A 19,014-nucleotide genomic window follows, 5' to 3' on the forward strand; every position below is an offset into this window, starting at 1 on the left:
CGCCCGCCCGCTTTTGTACGATTTTTCGTACAAACTCCGGGAGTTCGCGCCTTGATGGCCCGCTTTTGTACGATTTTTCGTACAAACTCCGGGATTCCGCAACTCGCTCGACCGCTTTTGTACGTTTTTTCGTACAAACTTCGAGGGTTCGCAACTTGCCCGCCCAGTTTTGTACGATTTTTCGTACAAATTCCGAGGGTTCGCAACTTGCCCGCCCACTTTTGTACGATTTTTCGTACAAACTCAGGGGGTTCGCAACTCGCTCGCCCGCTTTTGTACGATTTTTCGTACAAACTCCGGGGGTTCGCACCTCCCCCACCCACTTTTTTACGATTTTTCGTACTGTACAAGGGCACACATCGCAGCAAAAACAAAGAGACTCGGAACCTGTCCCGAGCCTCTATACTGTCATTGTCCGTTATCCATCGACCCTCCGCTAGATCAGGATCCAGCGGGCCATCATCGCGATATCCTCGATGTCTACCTTGCCGTCTCTGTTCAGATCCGCCTTGCTGTATCTCGCCCAATCCGGGTCAGAGCTCGACTTGCCGTAAGCGGCGGCCAGAATGCCGAGATCGCCGACCGTAATCCGGCTGTCGTTATTGATGTCGCCGGACAGCACAGATGCTTGGAATGCTGCAACAGCCGCATTCAGTTTATTGATTGCCGCCGTCACTTCCGCGCCGGTAACGTCTCCGTCCGCAGCGGTTGCCTTCGCTTCCGCGATAGCCGCGCCGAACGCCGTCTTAGCGGCCGCCGGATATTGACCAGGCAGCGTACCGACTACCGCTGCGTTGTAGATCGCCTCAGCGGAAGCGATCGCCTCGAGCAGCGCAGACACATCCGCCTGAGCGCGAATGTTCACCGCATGCTCCGCATCGCGAAGCTGAAGCTCTTCGCCGGAGCCGTTCGCCGCTTCCGCATCGGATACGCGGATCACCGTGCTTGAAGCCTCCTCCGCTTCAAGCGTCATGAAGCTAAGCTTCAGCCATTCGGCGTTCGCGTCGATGCCGCTGCCTTGGCCCGCAGCTACGATCCGCACCTTGCCCGGCTCAAGCACCTTCTGCTCCAGCACGCCGAAGCCTTCCTTCACGGACGCCGCCGATGACAGCGCAAGCTTGCTGGAATCAAAGTTCACCGTCAAGATTTGCGCGAACATCGTTTCGAAGCGTTCGTCCGCAATATCAGATGAACCGACCATCACGTCAAAGCTTTCGCCTGTCGCCGTCTGCGAAGGCCCGCTGAGCATTACCGACGGCTCCTGCGGCTGTTCAGGCGCGACCGGTCCGACGGAGAAATAATCGAAGTCAGCTTGGATATGAACGTTGTCGCCGGTAGACATGCCGTAAAAGCCGATTTTCAAATCGCTTAAATCAATGGTCATCGGATCAGCTGCAGCTTTCCAGGCTGTTCCGTCCCAATAATACGTGGACGCGACGTTGCCGACCTTCCGAATTTGCAGGTAGGATGTGTCATAGCCAGGATGCGGCGCCATATTCGAAGCTTTTCGATAGACACGGTTTTTCTCGTACGCGGTCTCCAGGCTCTTGCCCGTGGAGCCGGTCGTATCCCAGACGTGACCGAGCCGGAAGAAGTTGTCTTCGTTCTGCCACAGAATGAGTCCTGCCTGCTGGTAGTTTCTTCTGACCGGCGCCGTTACTTTAAATGTAATCGCAAAATCCCCTTCTGGCGCGTCCTGCAGGAAAATGTTCGGCAAGCTGTTGAGCTCCTGATAAATATCACCGCCCGACGTTTCGAGGCTGAGGAAGCCCGGCTTGCGCGTCAGCGACCATTTGCTGTTGTTCGGCTTGTATACCGTCCAGGCAGGATCGAGCTGCTCCTCGTCGAAGCCGTCGACGGACGATCCTGCAGGAATCGGATCGTTCACGGAGACAAAAAACTGCTCCCTGGCGCTCTTCAGCGAAGTGATCGCGCCTTGAATTTGATCCTTCGTCGCGTTCCCGTTATCCGCTACAGCGGCCGCTGCTTCAATTGCTTCTCGGAAAGCCTCCATGACCGCTTGCGCGTACTGGCCGGCGCCGCCGCCTGTCACAGCTCCGTCTGCCAACGCTTCCGCAGCCGCAAGCTCTTCGAGCAAATCCTCCTTCGTCACGCCGCCGATTAATTCGCGGTGCGCCTTGGCGATGCGGGCGAAATCGATTTTCTCTACTTTGCGGTCGTAGGACAATAAGCCGTTAATCTCATACTCCACATCCGTAATCTGCGTATAGATAGCGGCGCTTAAACCGTTCGCTTTCATTTCCTTCACGCGGTCAATGTAATTGATATACTGTGAAGTCAGCTGCTCCTTGCTGTTCATCAGCTGGTACGAGAAGACGAGCGGGCTCCATTCATGACCCGGTACATGCAGCCCTAATCCGCCGTATTCACCCAGCACGGCCGCCCTCGTATCGGATGGAGCAGGCGAATTCGGCGCAGGATAGCTGTGCATGTCGATTAGGTCGCCGGCTCCGGCATCCCACCAGCCGCTTGTGCTGTTCACAAGGCGCGTCGAATCGAGGCTCTCTACATAAGCCGTCGCTTCTCTCGTTTTTGCCCCGCCTTGGTCGAACTGCCCCCAGCCTTCGTTGAATACTGTCCATACGATGATGGACGTGACGCTTCGAAGCTGATCCACCATCTCCTTGTACTCCTTCAGCCATTGCGCTTTCGCCGCGTCGGAAATATCGGAGCCGCGGTTATACTGACGGTCCTCGAGGCTCGGCATATCCTGCCAGACGAGCACGCCCAGCTTATCCGCCCAATAGTACCAGCGGGCCGGCTCGACCTTGATATGCTTGCGGATCGTGTTCATGCCGACGCGCTTCACCGCTTCAATATCGAATCGCAGCGCTTCGTCCGTTGGCGCCGTGTAGATGCCGTCCGGCCAGAAGCCTTGATCGAGCGGCCCCATCTGGAACACAAATTCGCCGTTCAGCATCGGCCGGGTAATGCCGTCAACCTTGCCGAGCTTAATCTCCCGCATGCCGAAATAGCTCGTCACTTCGTCGACAACCGTATCGCCGTTTTTCAAATAAACCTTCAAATCGTATAAGAACGGATCATCCGGCGACCACAGCCGGGCATCCGGAATCGCTACCCGTATTTCCTTGCCCGGTTCGCCGGTTGCGCTGCCGATCGTCTCGCCGCCGGCGGAGACAACCGCCTCTACGGTATAACCTCCAGCTTGCGCGCCTGCGGCAGGCGCCGTCAGCTTCAGTACCTCTTCTTGGATGTCGGTCGCCATATCCAGCTTCTCGATATGAGCTGCCGCCACCGGCTCCAGCCATACCGTCTGCCAAATGCCCGATACGGACGTATACCAGATGCCGCCGAGCTTCTTCACCGTCTGCTTGCCGACGGCCTGATCCTCGCCCATATCCGATTTATCCAATACATGCACAATGAGTTCGTTCTCGCCTTCGACCAAATAATCCGTAATGTCGAAGCTGAAGGACGTGTAACCGCCTTTATGCGATCCAACATTTTGGCCGTTCACATAGACGGTCGCCAAATAATCGACCGCGCCGAAGTTCAGCTTCACGCGCTGGCCGTCCCATTCGGAGGGAACGGTGAATTCGCGTTTGTACCACATCAGGTCCTCAACCCGGTTAATGCCGGACAGCTTCGCCTCCGCCGCGAAAGGCACGAGAATTTTCTCCTTTAACGTCTGTCCTGCCGGCAAAGCTTCCCCTACCCTCGCCGCCTGGAATTCCCATTCACCGTTCAAATTCAGCCAAGCGTCGCGCGCAAGCTGCGGCCGCGGATATTCCGGAAGCACGTTAGCCGGATCGACGTCGTCCGCCCATGGCGTCATAATCTGATACGCGGACAGATTGAGAACAGGTTTATCGAATGCGGCAACCGCCTCGCCAGCTTGTGTTTCCAGTCCGCCTGCTCCGTCATAGACGACCTTCACCGTGTCCATGTCCTTACCGTAGACGGGATTCTGAAACTTGATGACAACTGTTTGAGCGTCCCCATCCTTTAATTCTGCCGAGGCGGCTTGCAGATTCCCCGTCGGGATCCGCAGCGACATATGGCTCAAAAGCTCTCCCGTCACCGATTCAGGCTTCAGCGGCGCTTCAAAATGAATCTCCGCCGTCAGTCCATCCTGCGCAATGACGCCTCCCGGCTGAAAGCCTTCCGGCATATAAAACGCGGAGGCCGGCACCGCTTCCTTCGTGATGCTGGCGCTTTCCCAGCGCAGATGAACATTGGATCCGCCGTTATCTTCAAACAGCTCAAGCTTAATCGCATGCTTATGTCCGGCCGTAAGGGCAACCGGCGCCCCGATCTGCTCCTTATCCCAGTCCCCGATCCAATGGTCGATGACAAGCGTGTCATCGATCCACAGCCGGAAGCCATTATCTCCGATAATGGAAAACGTATAATCCTCCGTAAATTCTGGCACGATATACCCCGTCAATCTGACCCCGACCCGATTCTCGAGACCCGTTATAAACTTGAACGTCGGCTCCAGGTTGTTGATGTCGAGCGATTTCGCAAGGCCTACGCCTTTCGCATCGCCGAATGCGTACCCCGGCGGATTGCCCACGGCAAAATATTCCGCCTTAAGCCCTTGATACAGCGGCGCCTCCTCGCTCGCAGCCGCTTCCGACGCATAGGCGCGCGGAGCGTTCGCAAATGCGGCCGCGATTAGACTGAACAAGACGGCGAGCGCCGTCACCGCGCTTATTGCTTTGGTTCTTCCTATTATCATCAATCATTCCTCCTAACCCATTATCCGTCCTGCCGGCTTTGCCAGATCCCGATGTGTATATGGCCGACCCCGTTCAAAGCTCTTCTATGACTGACCAGGAGTCGTCGACTCCTATTGCCTTCACTCCCTTTACCCGCTACAAGCTCGCTCCCTGCAATAGCCCACATTCGATCAGCTGCGTTCGGCAACACCTCCCTTCCATAATCGATAGGAACCGCTACTTCGCGTTCCGGCTATCAGCCGCCGCAAGCAGCAGCGTAACGGCTTCCGCGCGCGTCGTGTTCGCGTCCGGCGCAAACCTGTTGCCGCCGCGCCCCTTCACGATGCCCGCCTCCACCGCTGCGGCAACTGAAGGCTCCGCCCATGCGGGAATGGCAAGGCGGTCGGCAAAGCTGCTCTGATCGTTCGCCTCAGCCGCAAGTCCCAGCGCCCGGGCGACCATTACCGCAACCTCGCTCCTTGTAATGAGCCGCTCTGGCTGGAACGTGCCGTCATCATACCCTTTCAAGACGCCTGCCTGAACCGCTGCGTCAATCGATTCCTGCGCCCAGACCGGAATGCTGCCGCTGTCCGCGAACGCAGACACGGATTCCGCTGCAGCCGGCAGCTCGAGCGCTCTCGCCAGCATGACCGCGAATTCGGCGCGTGTAACCTGGGCCTCCGGCCGGAACGTTCCATCGCTGTAGCCTTTGACAAATCCCGACTGCGCTGCGCGGATGACCGCCGCTTCCGCCCAATGGCCTTGTATATCCTTAAAGACCGGTCCTGCGAGCTCCAGACCAAGCTTGACGGAAGGTTTGTTCTCCAAAGCTTTGAGCGCGCTGTCGACCAGCTTTACACTGGTCAGCTTCACCTCTGAATTTCCCGTGCCGACCGCTTCAAACACGAGACTGCATAAAATAAAGCTTCCGCTCTCCCCTTTCTTCTGCCCTGTCTTCGTGCTTGCAAATACGACCTGCCCGTCTTCCGCTTGGGGCTTGATCGAAAAACCGGCCACCGCCCCGCTCGATGCGCTTTTAAACCGCAGCTTGGCAGGGTCATACGACAGCTTGACTTCATAGGCATACACGTCCTGCAGCGATTCCCCCCTCACGTCAATCTTGATTTCGTGAGCGCTTAAGCTCCCATTCTTATCAGCCGCTAAGCGAAATGCCTGCTGCTGCTCGGCTGCCGCATAAGCGGGAAGAAGAACAGTGATCCATAACGCAAAAAGCCCCAGCATCACAAACCGCTTGCTATTGTTCACGAACATTCCCCCTCTTTTCGTTCTTCAAGACTCTTGATACGATTCGTATCATTCATGCAATGACATGACGAGTTAGTTTTATTTTACAAAGGGAATTCCGCTTCTGTATTTGCAATTTCAGGTCAAAAGTTACGATATTCGGCTGAGATTATATCGGATTGCATGCACCCACTCCTATACGCGATTGCCGGCGTAGGATGTAAGCATATGCCATACCATATTGTTACGAAGTAAACTTTGGAGGAGGAGGGCTTATGCCGAATTACCGCATTATCGTCGATCTCTCCGACCGTAACCTGTACCTGCTGGACGGAAATATCGTGACGAACCAATATAAAGTGGGGATCGGGCGAATGCTGCACGATACGCCGACAGGGGAGTTCACCATTGTTAACAAGCAGGCCAATCCCGGCGGGCCGTTCGGCGTTCTCTGGATGGGCTTGTCTAAGCCTCATTACGGCATTCACGGAACCAATAACCCCGCATCCATCGGTCATGAGGTGTCGCTTGGCTGTATTCGCATGCACAATGAGGATGTGCTGGCACTGTCCAAGCTTGCTCCGGTCGGGACGAGAGTGACGATACGCCGCTAACGAAAAAAAAGGTCTCTCGCGAGCCAATGGAGCCTGCGAAAGACCTTTATCTATTATGAAGTTAATTTGACCAGGCTGTAATTCTTTTTGCCTTTGCGGATAATGATGAACCGGCCGTCGAACGAGTCGTCCGGCGTAACCTCCAGCGACAGGTCGGTTACGCGCTCGCCGTTCATCGAGATCGCGCCGTTCGTAATGTCTTCTCTCGCTTGGCGCTTCGAAGGCTCGATGCCTACGTCCACCAGCCAATCGACGATGTTTTTCGTTTCCTTCGTCGCTTGGAAGGTCGGCATTTCCTTGAAGCCCTGCTCGATCTCATCCGCAGTCAGGGACTTAATGTCGCCTGTGAACAATGCCGCCGTAATTTTTTTCGCCTGCTCGAGTCTCTCCTCGCCGTGCACGAATCTTGTCATTTCTTCCGCCAGCGTCTTTTGCGCTTCACGCTTATGCGGCTCGGTCTGCACCTTCTCCGCCAGCGCTTCGATCGCTTCTTTGTCCAGGAAGGTGAAGTACTTCAAGTATTTGACGACATCGCGGTCATCCGTATTCGCCCAGAACTGGTAGAACTCGAACGGCGTCGTCTTGTTCGGGTCAAGCCATACCGCACCGCCCGCTGACTTGCCGAACTTCGTTCCGTCAGCCTTCAGCATCAGAGGGATCGTTAGGCCGAACGCTTTGGCTTCCGCGCCTTCCTTCTTCCGGATAAGATCGAGGCCTGCCGTAATGTTGCCCCATTGGTCGGAGCCGCCGATTTGCAGCTGCACGTCCTCTTCCCGGTACAGATGATGGAAATCGAGCGACTGAAGAATTTGGTAGGAGAACTCGGTGAACGAGATCCCGCTCTCCAGACGGCTCGATACAACATCCTTCGCAAGCATATTGTTGATGCTGAAGTTTTTGCCGTAGTCGCGCAAAAACTCAATCACGTTGATTTTATGCGTCCAGTCATAGTTGTTCACAAGAAGCAGCTCGCCGCTGCCGTCTTCCTTGACGAACAGCTTCTTCATTTGTGCCGTAAGCGCCTCGACATTCGCCTCAATCTGCTCCAACGATTGCAGCGAACGCTCCGACGTGCGGCCGCTCGGGTCGCCGATCGTACCTGTGGCTCCGCCGATCAGAATTACAGGGCGATGCCCCGCCAGCTGGAACCGCTTCAGCATCATGAATGGAATCAAATGGCCGATATGCATACTGTCGCCCGTCGGGTCAACTCCGCAGTACAAGGAAATTTTCTTCTCGTTTACGAGCTCGCGCAAGCCCTCCGCGTCCGTCTGCTGGTTAATGGCCTCGCGCCATTCCAATTCGTCGATAATGTTCATTCAAACTCAGCTCCTTCTTCTTCCTCAAAGTTATTTATTAGTCTAGATGCCCCAACCACTCCGAGAATGATGCAAATCTGCAGCTTTTTCAGAGCGGTTAACCCCATTTCACTAGAATTGATGCATATGTGCAGAATTTTTTCCCCTACCTACACTTGGAGGAGCACTCTGCTTCCTAAAATGCTGTACCGCTGCATCATTTCCTACAAACTACCCTTGCTCTCCGATAAATTGATGCACATTTGCATCATTCTGCGATGTTTCATCATGCAGCAAAAACAAAAAAAGCCCCTAGTCTAATGTAGACATAGGGACGATTGGATAACCGTGGTACCACCCAAATTGCATCGATGATTTAACCCGCATTAACGGGACCATCAATACCACTTTCTGCGATGTATCGGTCGCACCCGCTTGGCATTACCCAAGATACTCCAGAGTGTAATTCGCGGCATTGTGTGTGCCGGGTTCCATCAACCCCCGGCTTTCTAGGAACAGGGACAACTCCGCTACTGGTCTCCTTCAACGTATTCCATATTGGATTACAGACAGTATAGGGAAATCATTACGCGATGTCAATATTTTGATTGAGCCGAGTTCTGCCGATAAGAAAGGAGTAGAGCATGAAACGTATGCTTTCGAAGCCTGTTTTGCTGACGCAAAACATTGGAGGAGGTGAATCTATGGATATTGCTGCCTTATCCACGTCGCTTAGCAGCGCGTCGTTATCTCAAGCCGTAAGCATCAGAGTGCTTAGCATGGCAAAGGGACAAGCCGAGCAGCAAGGGCAAAGCCTGGTGCAAATGATGAACGCGAGTCTGGATCCGAATCTGGGAAAAAATCTTGATATTCGAGTTTAGCGTAGGATGTCTTCTGAGGTTTTGCTGCCTTAGAAGGCATTTTTTTTGGTGCGGCTTATACTTTCCGAGCTATTACTCATACTCGCCATGCATACTTCATTTTTTGACGAAGCTTCTAAAACTACGATAACATAGAGCTGTCCATTGATAAATTATTGGAGGAAATTATAATGGAAGCCGTATTACAGCACCCGTGGAAATTAAGCGAGATGGAAGCCATTGAATTACAGCGGGAATTAGCTCAAAAAGTAATTACCGAAGATCGTCTGGACCCGGTTCATCATGTTGCTGGGGTAGACGTGGCTTATAGTAAAAACAATGACACGCTGGTCGCAGCAATTGTTATCATAAAGCTAGAGACATTGAAGGTTGTAGAGTCCGTCGTCATTGAAGATACAGTCCCATTTCCTTATATCCCTGGTTTGTTTTCGTTCCGAGAGCGCTCGCCCATCCTAGACGATTTGGACTAGCGTGCCATTTAGGAGTTACGTTTGACATTCCTACCATTGGATGCGGAAAAACAAAGCTAGTTGGCGAGTATCAAGAGCCTGAACAACATAGAGATCCCAGTCACCCTTAATCGATAATCATGAGACCATTTTGACGCCGTTTGCTTCGCGCTCTCCATCGCTTCCTTCGTGACTTTCACCGGATCGATGACAAACTCTACGACTGTGCTTCCGAGATCAATGACTCCCGTTATAAGCTCCTCTCCCAGGCTTCGTATAAAAATATCGCTTAGATGTACAGCCTCCTCCCAGCCGGTCCTGCCATAAGTATCCTTGACCCACGCGTCGTAGGCCGTGTACGGCACGTTAACATACATATAGTCCTCGTGTTTATACAGCACATGCTCCTCAAAATACGCATAGGTCGTCTCATTCACCTTGTTATCCGCCGTAATCGGCGTGCCGTCAGGCAAATGCGTTGGCGGAAGCATGCTTTTGATGTACGCGTCAATAATGGCCTGCCGTTCTCTTTCCTTAATCTGCTCTTCCAATACCGCGTAGGAGGCTTGCATCCCTTCAAGCGTCATATTCGGTATAATGCCTTCGAAGCCGTTACGAATCAGCGCCAGCAATTCCTCATCCTCCGGCATCGGCGAATGATCGTTCATGAACGGGTTGTATTGCACGGATTTTAATGGGTCCTTATCACCTAGCAGCACGGTCAGATCCGTATCCGCCCCATAATAAGACTCCGAGATGCCGAGCTGACGCAGCTTTTCCCTCGCTTCCTCCGCTCGCTGCTGCTCCTCCTCCATGTATGCGGTATTCCCGTATACGGCATACACGTCATAAGCCTGCTGGCTCTCCGCGATATCCTGCAGCGCCTTTGCCGCTTCCATCAGCAGCTTACGCGCTTCCGTTTGCTCCTCCGCTGAACCGTTCTTCAGCCTGCCAAGCAGCTCCGCAATGATAGGATCTTCCTTCACATAAGAAACCTTTGCCGTCAGAAGCCTATCAAACACATGGTTAAGAAACTCGCCTGCGTTTTTTACGCGATACTGAATCCTTTCCCGAAAACCCGCTATCCCTTCCGGTTCCGCAGCTTTCCACGCCCCTACAGCCGATAGCAGAAGACTTGGCAGATCTCTCTTGACGACAGCAGGAAGAAAGCGAAGCGGCTGCATCGCCAGCTTCGCTTTCTTCGCCATTTCACGCTCGACTCGTCTATATTCCCCGGAAACCTCTAACAGCTCGCGTGACTGGGTATCTGTCAGCTTCAGAATGTCGTTCATCTGTTTACGGATCTCTCCGATTCGCCCATCTACCTTCTGTGCCGCCGATCGAACGACCCACTCCGGGTAAGCCGAGTACGCTCGCTCGACGAGCCGGCTTGCTTTGTTCACTTCGCTAAACACCGCGTCTTCGAGCGCATTCCGTTTCTTCTTCAGCTGCTGGGACAAATGTTCAATGCGGTCGGGGTTGGATCGCTGCTCCATGCCCGAACCCCCTCCCATTAACTATTTTTAGATTGATAGGCAATTCTGCTATTTTTACCTACTTTTTACATAGTCCTCTACAAACTTCCTGTCTTTTTCATTTGAAGGAAACAAGCCTAAATGCTTATACTCAAAGATCATTTGTCGTTGGGTAGGAGAAACTTCAGAATTTATTACATCCTCATAATCATAATGAATTTTCATCTTTCCAGGAGATTTCAATGTAAATGTTAAATTTGTCCATGGTTTTTGATCATTATCAATAAATATTTGTCTTAGTTCACTAAATATCCTTTGTAGTTCCAATAATAGGTCATCATAGGCCATTTCACTCACACTATATTTATCAGGAATATCATGGGAATATACGAACTCCTCATTTTCAGAAGTATTAAAATAAAAATACACTTCCCTAGAACCGTCTATTATTTCAGCATACAAGTATATCTCATTCCATTTACCATCAGGTATCATTCCGATAATATGCTGCGCTATTAGGGGATACATCTGATTTAACTGCTGTTCCATAATTTCTTTAGCCTCCAATTTGATTTAATATTGTGACTTTCTTTTTCCTACCACCATCTATTGAGTACTCGACTATAAAACTATCAGGTCTTGCTGAATTCCCAGTATACTGAGGTTTTATTTTTACTACAACGTCCCCATTTCTTTCTAAGGCTGAAGCCCACTCTTTTTCCATCTGGTGCCACTTCCCACCAGCTTCATTAATTTGGGAGTTCATTGGAACTAAATTATCTATGTCTCCAGAACCTTTAAATTGGTTACCAATTAAATGGCCTCCATCGTCCCTTTCTGGATAATTACCTCGGATTCTATCTTCATCTCCCACAGTACTTTGAGCGTATTGATTTCTTGTTCCTGTTCCTAGTTGCAAGTCAGCCTCTACACTTTCTATATGGCCGAATTCATTCGTTTCATAAGTATAGCCCTCTGGTGTTATGTACTTCACATTCTTTTGTAGCACTTTCTTGTTTCCAATCTTAGTAATCTGTGTTCCATAAGGAACTTCAACCCTTACCGTCCCCTCTAACTCTTTACGCTGCTCCAGATCCCTTAAAAGCCTTTTCTCAATCTCCAGATAGTCATCAAAATGAGAAGCATCTCTTGCTAGTTTGCTGGCGGCGATGTTGGCCAAAATTTGTTCGCGCATATCGTCGTCAAAAGGGTCTACCGAGCCGTCGTTGCTAGTCAGTGGGACATCGTCACCGCTGCCATGATCCGGCTTTGAAATATTATTAATCCCATCCACAACATTATCAACCTTGTGACCTTCGTCACAGCCGCTCCAGGGATTAAGTTCGATGCCAGCGCGCCCAATATGTCCGCTTTTTCCTCTGGGCTCATTGTATCAAAATCGGCGTATAGTTGTTTGGCTACATCGACGATTTTGTCAGGGTTATCGATAAAATATTTGATCGTTGACGCCGTTTGCTTCGCGCTCTCCATCGCTTCCTTCTAGCCTTTAACACATGATCTTCCCGTTGTTAAATTTTCAGTTAAGTCCTGACAATATAGTGGTCGGACTCTCCTGCAAAATAGTTGCGATGCTCTTGACACTATATCCATCGGGGTATCTATTCGCAAAGTTGCGTTTAATTTGAAAAAACCGCAAGAAAACGAAGATAACAAAAAACAGGTCAATCATGGTAATATCTGACCATAATCGACCTGTTTGATGTAACGCTACAGCGTTATTTAGGGTATAAAATTCAAGATTTTCGTATGTACAACCGAAATGACAAAATCTTTATACGGGTATTATATGGGTTATTCAAGCTACTGAGAGAATGATGGGTTCATTCGACACTGGGTAGCCCCATTATTGGTATTCCACCGAACCTAAGTATCTCAGGTAATTGGATAGAATTGTAGCTTCAACAATCTCCCCAGTATACTTAAAGTTATATAGTAAAATAACTGCATTAATATCATTTGGTAATTCTTCCTGCACTAGTGTATTAAATTTCGGAGCAATTTCATCATCATAAGAGAATCCTTCAAGTAATTGATATAGGTCATTACTTGCTTCTTCATAATATTCTGCTTCTCTTACTGCATCATCATATCTGCGAATCTCAAAGTGTTTAGCGAATATGGATGGAATAAAATCTCCTTCATCGGAATAAGAGACTGTAAGTAATCTGTCCAATTCCTCGTAAGATTGAACATTGCCCACCCACAAAGACACGAATCCTTCCTGTTCCATGTTAAGCCTCCCTAAGGTTTTAGTCCATCAGGTAGAGCATCTACCCCACCCTCAAACCTATAATTAGCCCAGTTTTGTAGCCTTCTTCTAAACATATCATAATCAGTAGACGAATCAATAATTTCTAGCAATTCATTATGTGCTTTTGTTGAGCCTTTCCCACCATGCTTACCAGCGGGATTCACGAACTTGGTCTCGCTTATAAGCGTCCTCATTTCAGCAATTTGTTCGCTTGTTACTCCCCATCTTTTGAATACGTCTGCTCTTGATACCAAATGCCACTCATGTAATCCTCCTGGATGTCTGAGTCGGTCTTTTATGGTATCTCTTAGTTTAGGGTCTGCCCACACTTTATCAAATTCATCAGGAGTCAGAGAATTGAACCAATTATTGAACTCACCGTTTTTCACTGATGGAACAGAATCAAGTACATTACCCGTCCCCTCAATCCCATCGTCCCGCTTTCCACCCGAATATAACCCGTCTTCGAGATCTTGGATCTGCTGTTGCCTTTGAGGGGTGTTTATTTTCGGTGACTCGATCTTGTTCACGTCGCCGAAATCTATATTTCTGAAATCAATGCCGTTAATAGTTGCCGGTCGGAGGTTCGAGAACCATTCCAGCCCTCCGCTTACACCACTTCGACTCGCTCTTGTGATTGAAGCTGCTCCATTGCTTGTCGCCGACATGGCTTCATCTGCTGCTTGGACCGCTTCATCGGATCCCCTAAACAGCTTGGTGCCCCATTTCCATCCTGCCTTTACGACTACTTTCCCGCCTGGAAGCAAAGATGCGACTGTCCCTACTCCCGCGACCATCCTATCCGCAGCAGCCAACTTCCCGCCTGTTAATGGATCTTCTCCTTCCCAAACCTCATAGAGTCCCTTGACCGTCCCTATGAGCGGCACAAAATCCATGGTTAGGCTTATATGCGGCAGCCATGAGCCTGACTCTGCTTCCGTTTTCACTTCATAGACTTCAATCTTCGCTTGGCGAATATCGAGATAATAATTGCTCAGCTCTTGGTTATCCGTTGGCACAAATGTCCGAGGGTCATAGCCCTGTTCAATGACGTATTGCAGGAATCCGATTTCTTCCTCTTCATGTCCCCACAAGACATAGGTTTCGTCCAACATTTTGCCGTATTGCTCATTGTATTCATGAATGAGTTCCGACAGCTTGGTCAAATCTACGTCAATTTTGCTGCCATCTGCCCGCACATAGTAGCAGACCCCTAGTTTCTTCGAATCCAATTCGTGGTCGCCCATGACATCGTTCACCATCTTCGATGGCATGCCGACTTTTACGACGTCGCCGCTTGGCAGGGCGAATAGGATATCCTCCATTTGCACCGGCAGCACCTGATAGCGATCCAGCTTCGCATAACTTTGCATGATGGCGGCGACTTCTATTAGCATTTGTGTATAGTCGCCCTCGCGCAGGCGCGCAAAGACACCCACCATACTACTTTCCATATTCTCTTGCAGCGCTTTAATCTCCTGCAGCTGCTGCCTGGCCCGATCCCCTATTTCACCCGTCATCATCGCCTGACTTAGCAGCGCTCGCAACTCTCCGTTTTCCGGCATCGGCGAATGATCGTTCATGAGCGGGTTGTATTGCACGGATTTTAATGGGTCTCTATCGCCTAGCCATACAGTTAGGTCTGCGTCTGCTCCATAATAAGACTCCGTGATACCGAGCTGACGCAATTTCCCTCTTGCTTCCTCCGCTCGTTTCTGCTCCTCCTCCATGTATGCGGTATTCCCATATACGGCATACACATCATAAGCCTGCTGGCTCTTCGCGATATCCTGCAGCGCCTTTGCCGCTTCCATCAACAGCCTACGCGCTTCCGTTCGCTCCTCCGCTGAACCGTTCTTCAGCTTGCCAAGCAGCTCCGCAATGACAGGGTCTTCCTTCACAAAAGAAACCTTCGCCGTCAGCAGCCTATCAAACACACTGCCAAGAAACTCGCCTGCGTTTTTTACGCGATACTGAATCCTTTCCCGAAAACCCGCTATCCCTTCCGGTTCCGCAGCTTTCCACGCCCCTACAGCCGATAGCAGAAGACTTGGCAGATCTCTCTTGACGACAGCAGGAAGAAAGCGAAGCGGCTGCATCGCCAGCTTCGCTTTCTTCGCCATTTCACGCTCGACTCGTCTATATTCCCCGGAAACCTCTAACAGCTCGCGTGACTGGGTATCTGTCAGCTTCAGAATGTCGTTCATCTGTTTACGGATCTCTCCGATTCGCCCATCTACCTTCTGTGCCGCCGATCGAACGACCCACTCCGGGTAAGCCGAGTACGCTCGCTCGACGAGCCGGCTTGCTTTGTTCACTTCGCTAAACACCGCGTCTTCGAGCGCGTTCCGTTTCTTCTTCAGCTGCTGGGACAAATGTTCAATGCGGTCGGGGTTGGATCGCTGCTCCATGCCCGAACCCCCTCCCATTAACTATTCAAATCGTCGTACATCGAGCCTTTGACTGTAACCGTCATGCGGTTGGCATTGCCGAAGTCAATGCCTTTTAGTGCCGGAAGTGTTTTATACGCATATGGCATGCTGCTTAGGTTCACGTCTCCAACCGATACTTCAATGTTGTACGCGCCGTCCGGCATATGGGCGTGCGTATACAGCTTCTTGCCGTCTTCCGGTCCGATCGTGATCGTAACGGTCGTTCGTTCAGTGACTTTATACATTTTCGGCTGACCGCTCTTCACGTACTCTTTGTACTTATAATCCGTCGAGCTGTCCTGTGTCCTTGAAGCGCTGTAGCCTTCAAGCACGCGTTCCCAGTAGGGGTGTAAATTACCGCTGGAATCTTGCGCGGACGTTATTTCTTCCACGTCTCTGTCATAGTCGTCATCCTTCACATGCAGCAGCTTCCAGCCATTGACGCCATTTGGGTTGTTACGCGTTAATACGCCTGTCTTCATGACCGGTCTGTTGCCGCGGCTGCTCAGTTTCTCTCCTCGCACATTCACGGCATTTTTATTGTTATCAATATAAATGAGGTCGCTTTCGTAACGGAATGAGTCGATCACTTTGTCTACCAAATCTTTGTGGTCCTGCGTTCTACCACTCGATTGCTTGAACGTGACGGTCTCGACCGTGAAGGTATACTTTCCTGCCGGGTTGAAATAGTAGCCGGATTTAATCGGATAATTGTACTTTTGCAGCTCTTTATCCGTTGCAAAAACCGCAATGTCGTATTGGCTCTTCACGTTCTGTTTATTCTTCGCAGCCGTACGGCTCGGCTCGTAGGCCTGCGCCTGCGACTGTTCAACCTTCCAACCGACTTCTCCATCTGCTTGATGCGTGAACTTTCTTTCGTATTGGCCTGTAACGGCCGTCCAGTCAGATAGGCTGCCGTACGCGTCGTGCGCCATCCAACGCACTGTTCTGTAATCATAAGGCTCATTTTTCCAATATAGCTTTTTGAGTAAGGAGCTTGTCGAATTGTTATCAATTTTGTTCTCGTAGGTCAGAGCCGGCAAGTTCGCCATCCCATTATAAATACGGGCGCCTATGGTCACTTCGTCGGTATGGTTCGGAAATGCGGCTGTTGATGTCCCATACTCGTAAACCGTGTCGCAATCACGCTCTTCTTGGCCTTGGTCATTGGTGCTTGTATGGCATACCACTCTTTCAATGACATAAGGCCTGCTTACGGAGCCGCTTGCAGGGATATTGCCAGTTCGGTATTTCGGTGTTCCCGGAGTTGCCCAGTTCAGCCATCTGCCGTGTACCGGATCATCGCCAAAGTCCGTACGCAAAATTTTCATATCGATGATCGGTTTTCGGCTGATTGTAGCGGAAGCCTCGTTAACAGGCGGATTATTCCTAACCTCAAACTCCCGGAACAAATTGGGCTGCCCATTCGACACATTCAAGCTGCCCGTCGCATTTCCATTCCAGTCGGCATCGGACGGTTTACTCAGAGTGGCCGTAATTGCTGAGCCTCCGTTAAGCGGATAGACCAATTTCTTCGATAAAACGTTGTAATCCAAAACCTCTTGGTTCGACTTGTAGGGCGGTGAAGGCGTAATAGATTTGACTGCCGTTGGGCTGGAGGCTAGATCGTTATTGTCATAGGTTCGTTCAATCGGCGAATTATGGTTTTTGTTCATCGTGAAGTTGATGGATACATCACTCGCCGGCATCGTAAACTTGGCTCTCAGCAGCCGTTCGTTATTGCCCCCAATTTCGATTTCCCCTGACGGATCGTCAGCGTGACCGGAATAGGTGACGCTAAGCTTCTCTCCGTTTTTAGCGCGAATATCCCATTCGAAATCGGTAGTCTTTGCATCTTTGAAAGTGGATTGCAGCGCTACCGCCACTTCAACGGGATCTCCCGCATTAGCGGTCGAAGGGAGAAGCTCGAAGTGGGCGGACAAATCGTTCTCGAGCATGGCGAAAGGTTTGTAGCGGAAGTACTGGTAGTATAGATAGTTGTTCGGCTCGTAAATATTGTTCGGTCCGTTACCCCCGTAGTAGTAGAAGGCAATGCCAACACCCCAGGTATGGTAGGTTGGCGGTTGGATCATGTAAATGTAATCTTCAGGGTTATCTTTTAGAACTTCTGGGACGTTCTCGATAGCTCTATTATAAAACTTGCGGTTACCAGTCATTTGCTCGATCCTATCAGGTAACATGGTGCGAGCCTTTACCCACTGATTTATAACGCTATAAGCCGTTGAAAATGTATCGGGTTCATATTTTAAATATTGGTATGTGTGTCTATCTCTCGAGTCATCAGGCAATAGCTCTTTCCTAATCTCCTTATCTCTAACTGTAGGTAAACGCCATGGCTCCTTGATCCATCGACGTACGTAAGTGACATCATCGATATGGAAGGCGGGATTGGCGTACGGGTCGTCTAAGAACGAAAAACCGATGGCCCGCAGCTCATTTTTGTGGTCGACTACCCTTGTGTCGTTTCCGTATTTCGTTCCTTCAACCGCACCTGCATATGCATCCCCGTATACAAGCACAGGAAAGTTAGAAAACGCGGCATTTCCCCTTACTGCCAACGTTTGATTAAGATATTTGCCTTTAGATGACTGCATGCCGAAATAATCGCCTTCATATCCCAAATAGTCGCGCATATATTGATTGGCCATATCGACAGACTGCTGAGCTGTAGTGATCTCTTCACCGACCGCCTCAATTTGCTGCACCGAAATCATGGGGATGAGTAATAAAAATAATAGCAATACCGCGCCTATTCTTCTCACTTGTTACCTCCGGAAACATTCATGCTTTGATACTAGTGAAATACACTACGGTTATGTCTTCTAGATATGATTGCATAATCCAAACATCTTGTTTACTTTTTTTGTCATGTATAAACTTCTCTTCTAGCTCATAAAATCGTTCCTGCTTTTTCTTTATATGATCAACCACGGCATCTACAGTATCCTGGTCGCATTTTTGAGATAAAATTTTGGCCAGATCCTCGATTTGTTTCTCTACATTTGCTCGTAACAGATTGACTTCAAATTCTACGATTACTTCCCCGTTATATGTGGAATCTACAACCAGTAAATCGATATCCTCTGGAACTTTAAATCCCGCGACATCTCTCGTCGCTCCAGGCTTCTCTTCATCCTTACCGCCAGTCGTGATATAAACCGTCGTTACCGCCTCATCCCACTCTACATCTGCTCCAAGCGCTTGGCTGACAAAACGTGCGGGTACAAACGTTCTTCCTTCCTTTTTAATAGCAACGGTATCCATGTTTTGTGCTTTACCATTTACGTCAATGGATTTTTTTCCGATCTGAAGAATAGCTTTAATGCTGCCTTTCGTTATCGTGACTTTTTTCGTTTTATCTTCCCATTTCACATCGGCTCCAAGCGCCTCACTTACAAAACGTACAGGAACCATCGTACGGTCATTCTCATCAATATAAGGCTGAGCGTCAGGGAAATTGACACGCTCTCCGTTCACCACGACCCTCAGCGGAAAGGCAGCGGATACATGGAAGCTGGTTAGCACTAAGGCTGCGGCTACGATCATCAGTAAGCTCAATTGAAATTTTTTCAACGTTCTATTCATCGTTTATGTCCTCCAAATATAGTTATTTATAAATGCCTC

12 protein-coding genes, 1 pseudogene and 1 other annotated feature are annotated in these 19,014 nt (G+C 50.1%); of the genes and pseudogenes, 3 read left to right on the plus strand and 10 right to left on the minus strand.

Translation table 11 applies throughout. From position 1 onward, the window contains the following. Positions 1-436: 436 nt before the first annotated feature. Together D3P08_RS19025 and D3P08_RS19030 are read right to left on the minus strand one after the other, a co-directional pair. Positions 437-4,723, minus strand: coding sequence for a sugar-binding domain-containing protein (locus D3P08_RS19025; protein WP_119601457.1), 4,287 nt, complete (start codon positions 4,721-4,723; stop codon positions 437-439). A 217-nt stretch (positions 4,724-4,940) separates the two neighbouring features. Beyond that, complete coding sequence (locus D3P08_RS19030; RefSeq protein WP_162848530.1) at positions 4,941-5,969, minus strand: S-layer homology domain-containing protein; 1,029 nt, start codon at positions 5,967-5,969, stop codon at positions 4,941-4,943. A gap of 254 nt (positions 5,970-6,223) precedes the next feature. Here D3P08_RS19030 and D3P08_RS19035 point away from each other — a divergent pair, with 254 nt between their 5' ends. Next, positions 6,224-6,562, plus strand: coding sequence for a L,D-transpeptidase (locus D3P08_RS19035; protein WP_119601461.1), 339 nt, complete (start codon positions 6,224-6,226; stop codon positions 6,560-6,562). A gap of 53 nt (positions 6,563-6,615) precedes the next feature. On the opposite strand, the gene tyrS is transcribed toward D3P08_RS19035, so the two are convergent. Beyond that, positions 6,616-7,881: a tyrosine--tRNA ligase gene (tyrS, locus tag D3P08_RS19040; RefSeq protein ID WP_119601463.1), complete on the minus strand. Its 1,266-nt coding sequence runs from the start codon at positions 7,879-7,881 to the stop codon at positions 6,616-6,618. Positions 7,882-8,187: 306 nt separating this feature from the next. Further along, positions 8,188-8,416: a binding site (T-box leader), on the minus strand. A gap of 148 nt (positions 8,417-8,564) precedes the next feature. On the opposite strand from tyrS, the gene D3P08_RS19045 reads away from it, so the two are divergent. Next, positions 8,565-8,741, plus strand: a complete 177-nt coding sequence (locus tag D3P08_RS19045) for a YjfB family protein (protein WP_119601465.1) — start codon at positions 8,565-8,567, stop codon at positions 8,739-8,741. A gap of 170 nt (positions 8,742-8,911) precedes the next feature. Further along, a pseudogene (locus tag D3P08_RS19050) lies at positions 8,912-9,303 on the plus strand (endonuclease V); the annotation flags it as partial. Here D3P08_RS19050 and D3P08_RS28095 read toward each other — a convergent pair. The 7 genes from D3P08_RS28095 to D3P08_RS19090 all read right to left on the minus strand — a co-directional run bounded on the left by D3P08_RS28095 (position 9,268) and on the right by D3P08_RS19090 (position 18,975). Then, complete coding sequence (locus tag D3P08_RS28095; RefSeq protein WP_119601466.1) at positions 9,268-10,686, minus strand: hypothetical protein; 1,419 nt, start codon at positions 10,684-10,686, stop codon at positions 9,268-9,270. The pseudogene D3P08_RS19050 and the gene D3P08_RS28095 overlap by 36 nt on opposite strands. A 54-nt stretch (positions 10,687-10,740) precedes the next feature. After that, positions 10,741-11,214 carry an antitoxin YezG family protein gene (locus tag D3P08_RS19060; protein WP_119601468.1) on the minus strand — a complete coding sequence of 158 codons (474 nt, stop codon included), beginning with the start codon at positions 11,212-11,214 and terminating at the stop codon, positions 10,741-10,743. 7 nt (positions 11,215-11,221) lie between these two features. Then, positions 11,222-11,959 carry a DNA/RNA non-specific endonuclease gene (locus tag D3P08_RS28100; protein WP_240647652.1) on the minus strand — a complete coding sequence of 246 codons (738 nt, stop codon included), beginning with the start codon at positions 11,957-11,959 and terminating at the stop codon, positions 11,222-11,224. Between the two features lie 570 nt (positions 11,960-12,529). Then, positions 12,530-12,916 (minus strand): immunity 22 family protein, encoded by a 387-nt coding sequence (locus tag D3P08_RS19075; RefSeq protein WP_119601474.1) that lies wholly within the window; start codon positions 12,914-12,916, stop codon positions 12,530-12,532. 11 nt (positions 12,917-12,927) lie between these two features. Beyond that, positions 12,928-15,144 carry a pre-toxin TG domain-containing protein gene (locus D3P08_RS19080; RefSeq protein WP_162848531.1) on the minus strand — a complete coding sequence of 739 codons (2,217 nt, stop codon included), beginning with the start codon at positions 15,142-15,144 and terminating at the stop codon, positions 12,928-12,930. Between the two features lie 221 nt (positions 15,145-15,365). Further along, positions 15,366-18,152, minus strand: a complete 2,787-nt coding sequence (locus D3P08_RS19085) for a hypothetical protein (RefSeq protein WP_119601478.1) — start codon at positions 18,150-18,152, stop codon at positions 15,366-15,368. A gap of 19 nt (positions 18,153-18,171) precedes the next feature. Then, positions 18,172-18,975 carry a copper amine oxidase N-terminal domain-containing protein gene (locus tag D3P08_RS19090; protein ID WP_206098980.1) on the minus strand — a complete coding sequence of 268 codons (804 nt, stop codon included), beginning with the start codon at positions 18,973-18,975 and terminating at the stop codon, positions 18,172-18,174. Between the last annotated feature and the right edge of the window lie 39 nt (positions 18,976-19,014).

It is taken from the genome of Paenibacillus nanensis, from assembly GCF_003583765.1.
In the GTDB taxonomy this organism is placed as follows: Bacteria; Bacillota; Bacilli; order Paenibacillales; family Paenibacillaceae; genus Pristimantibacillus; species Pristimantibacillus nanensis.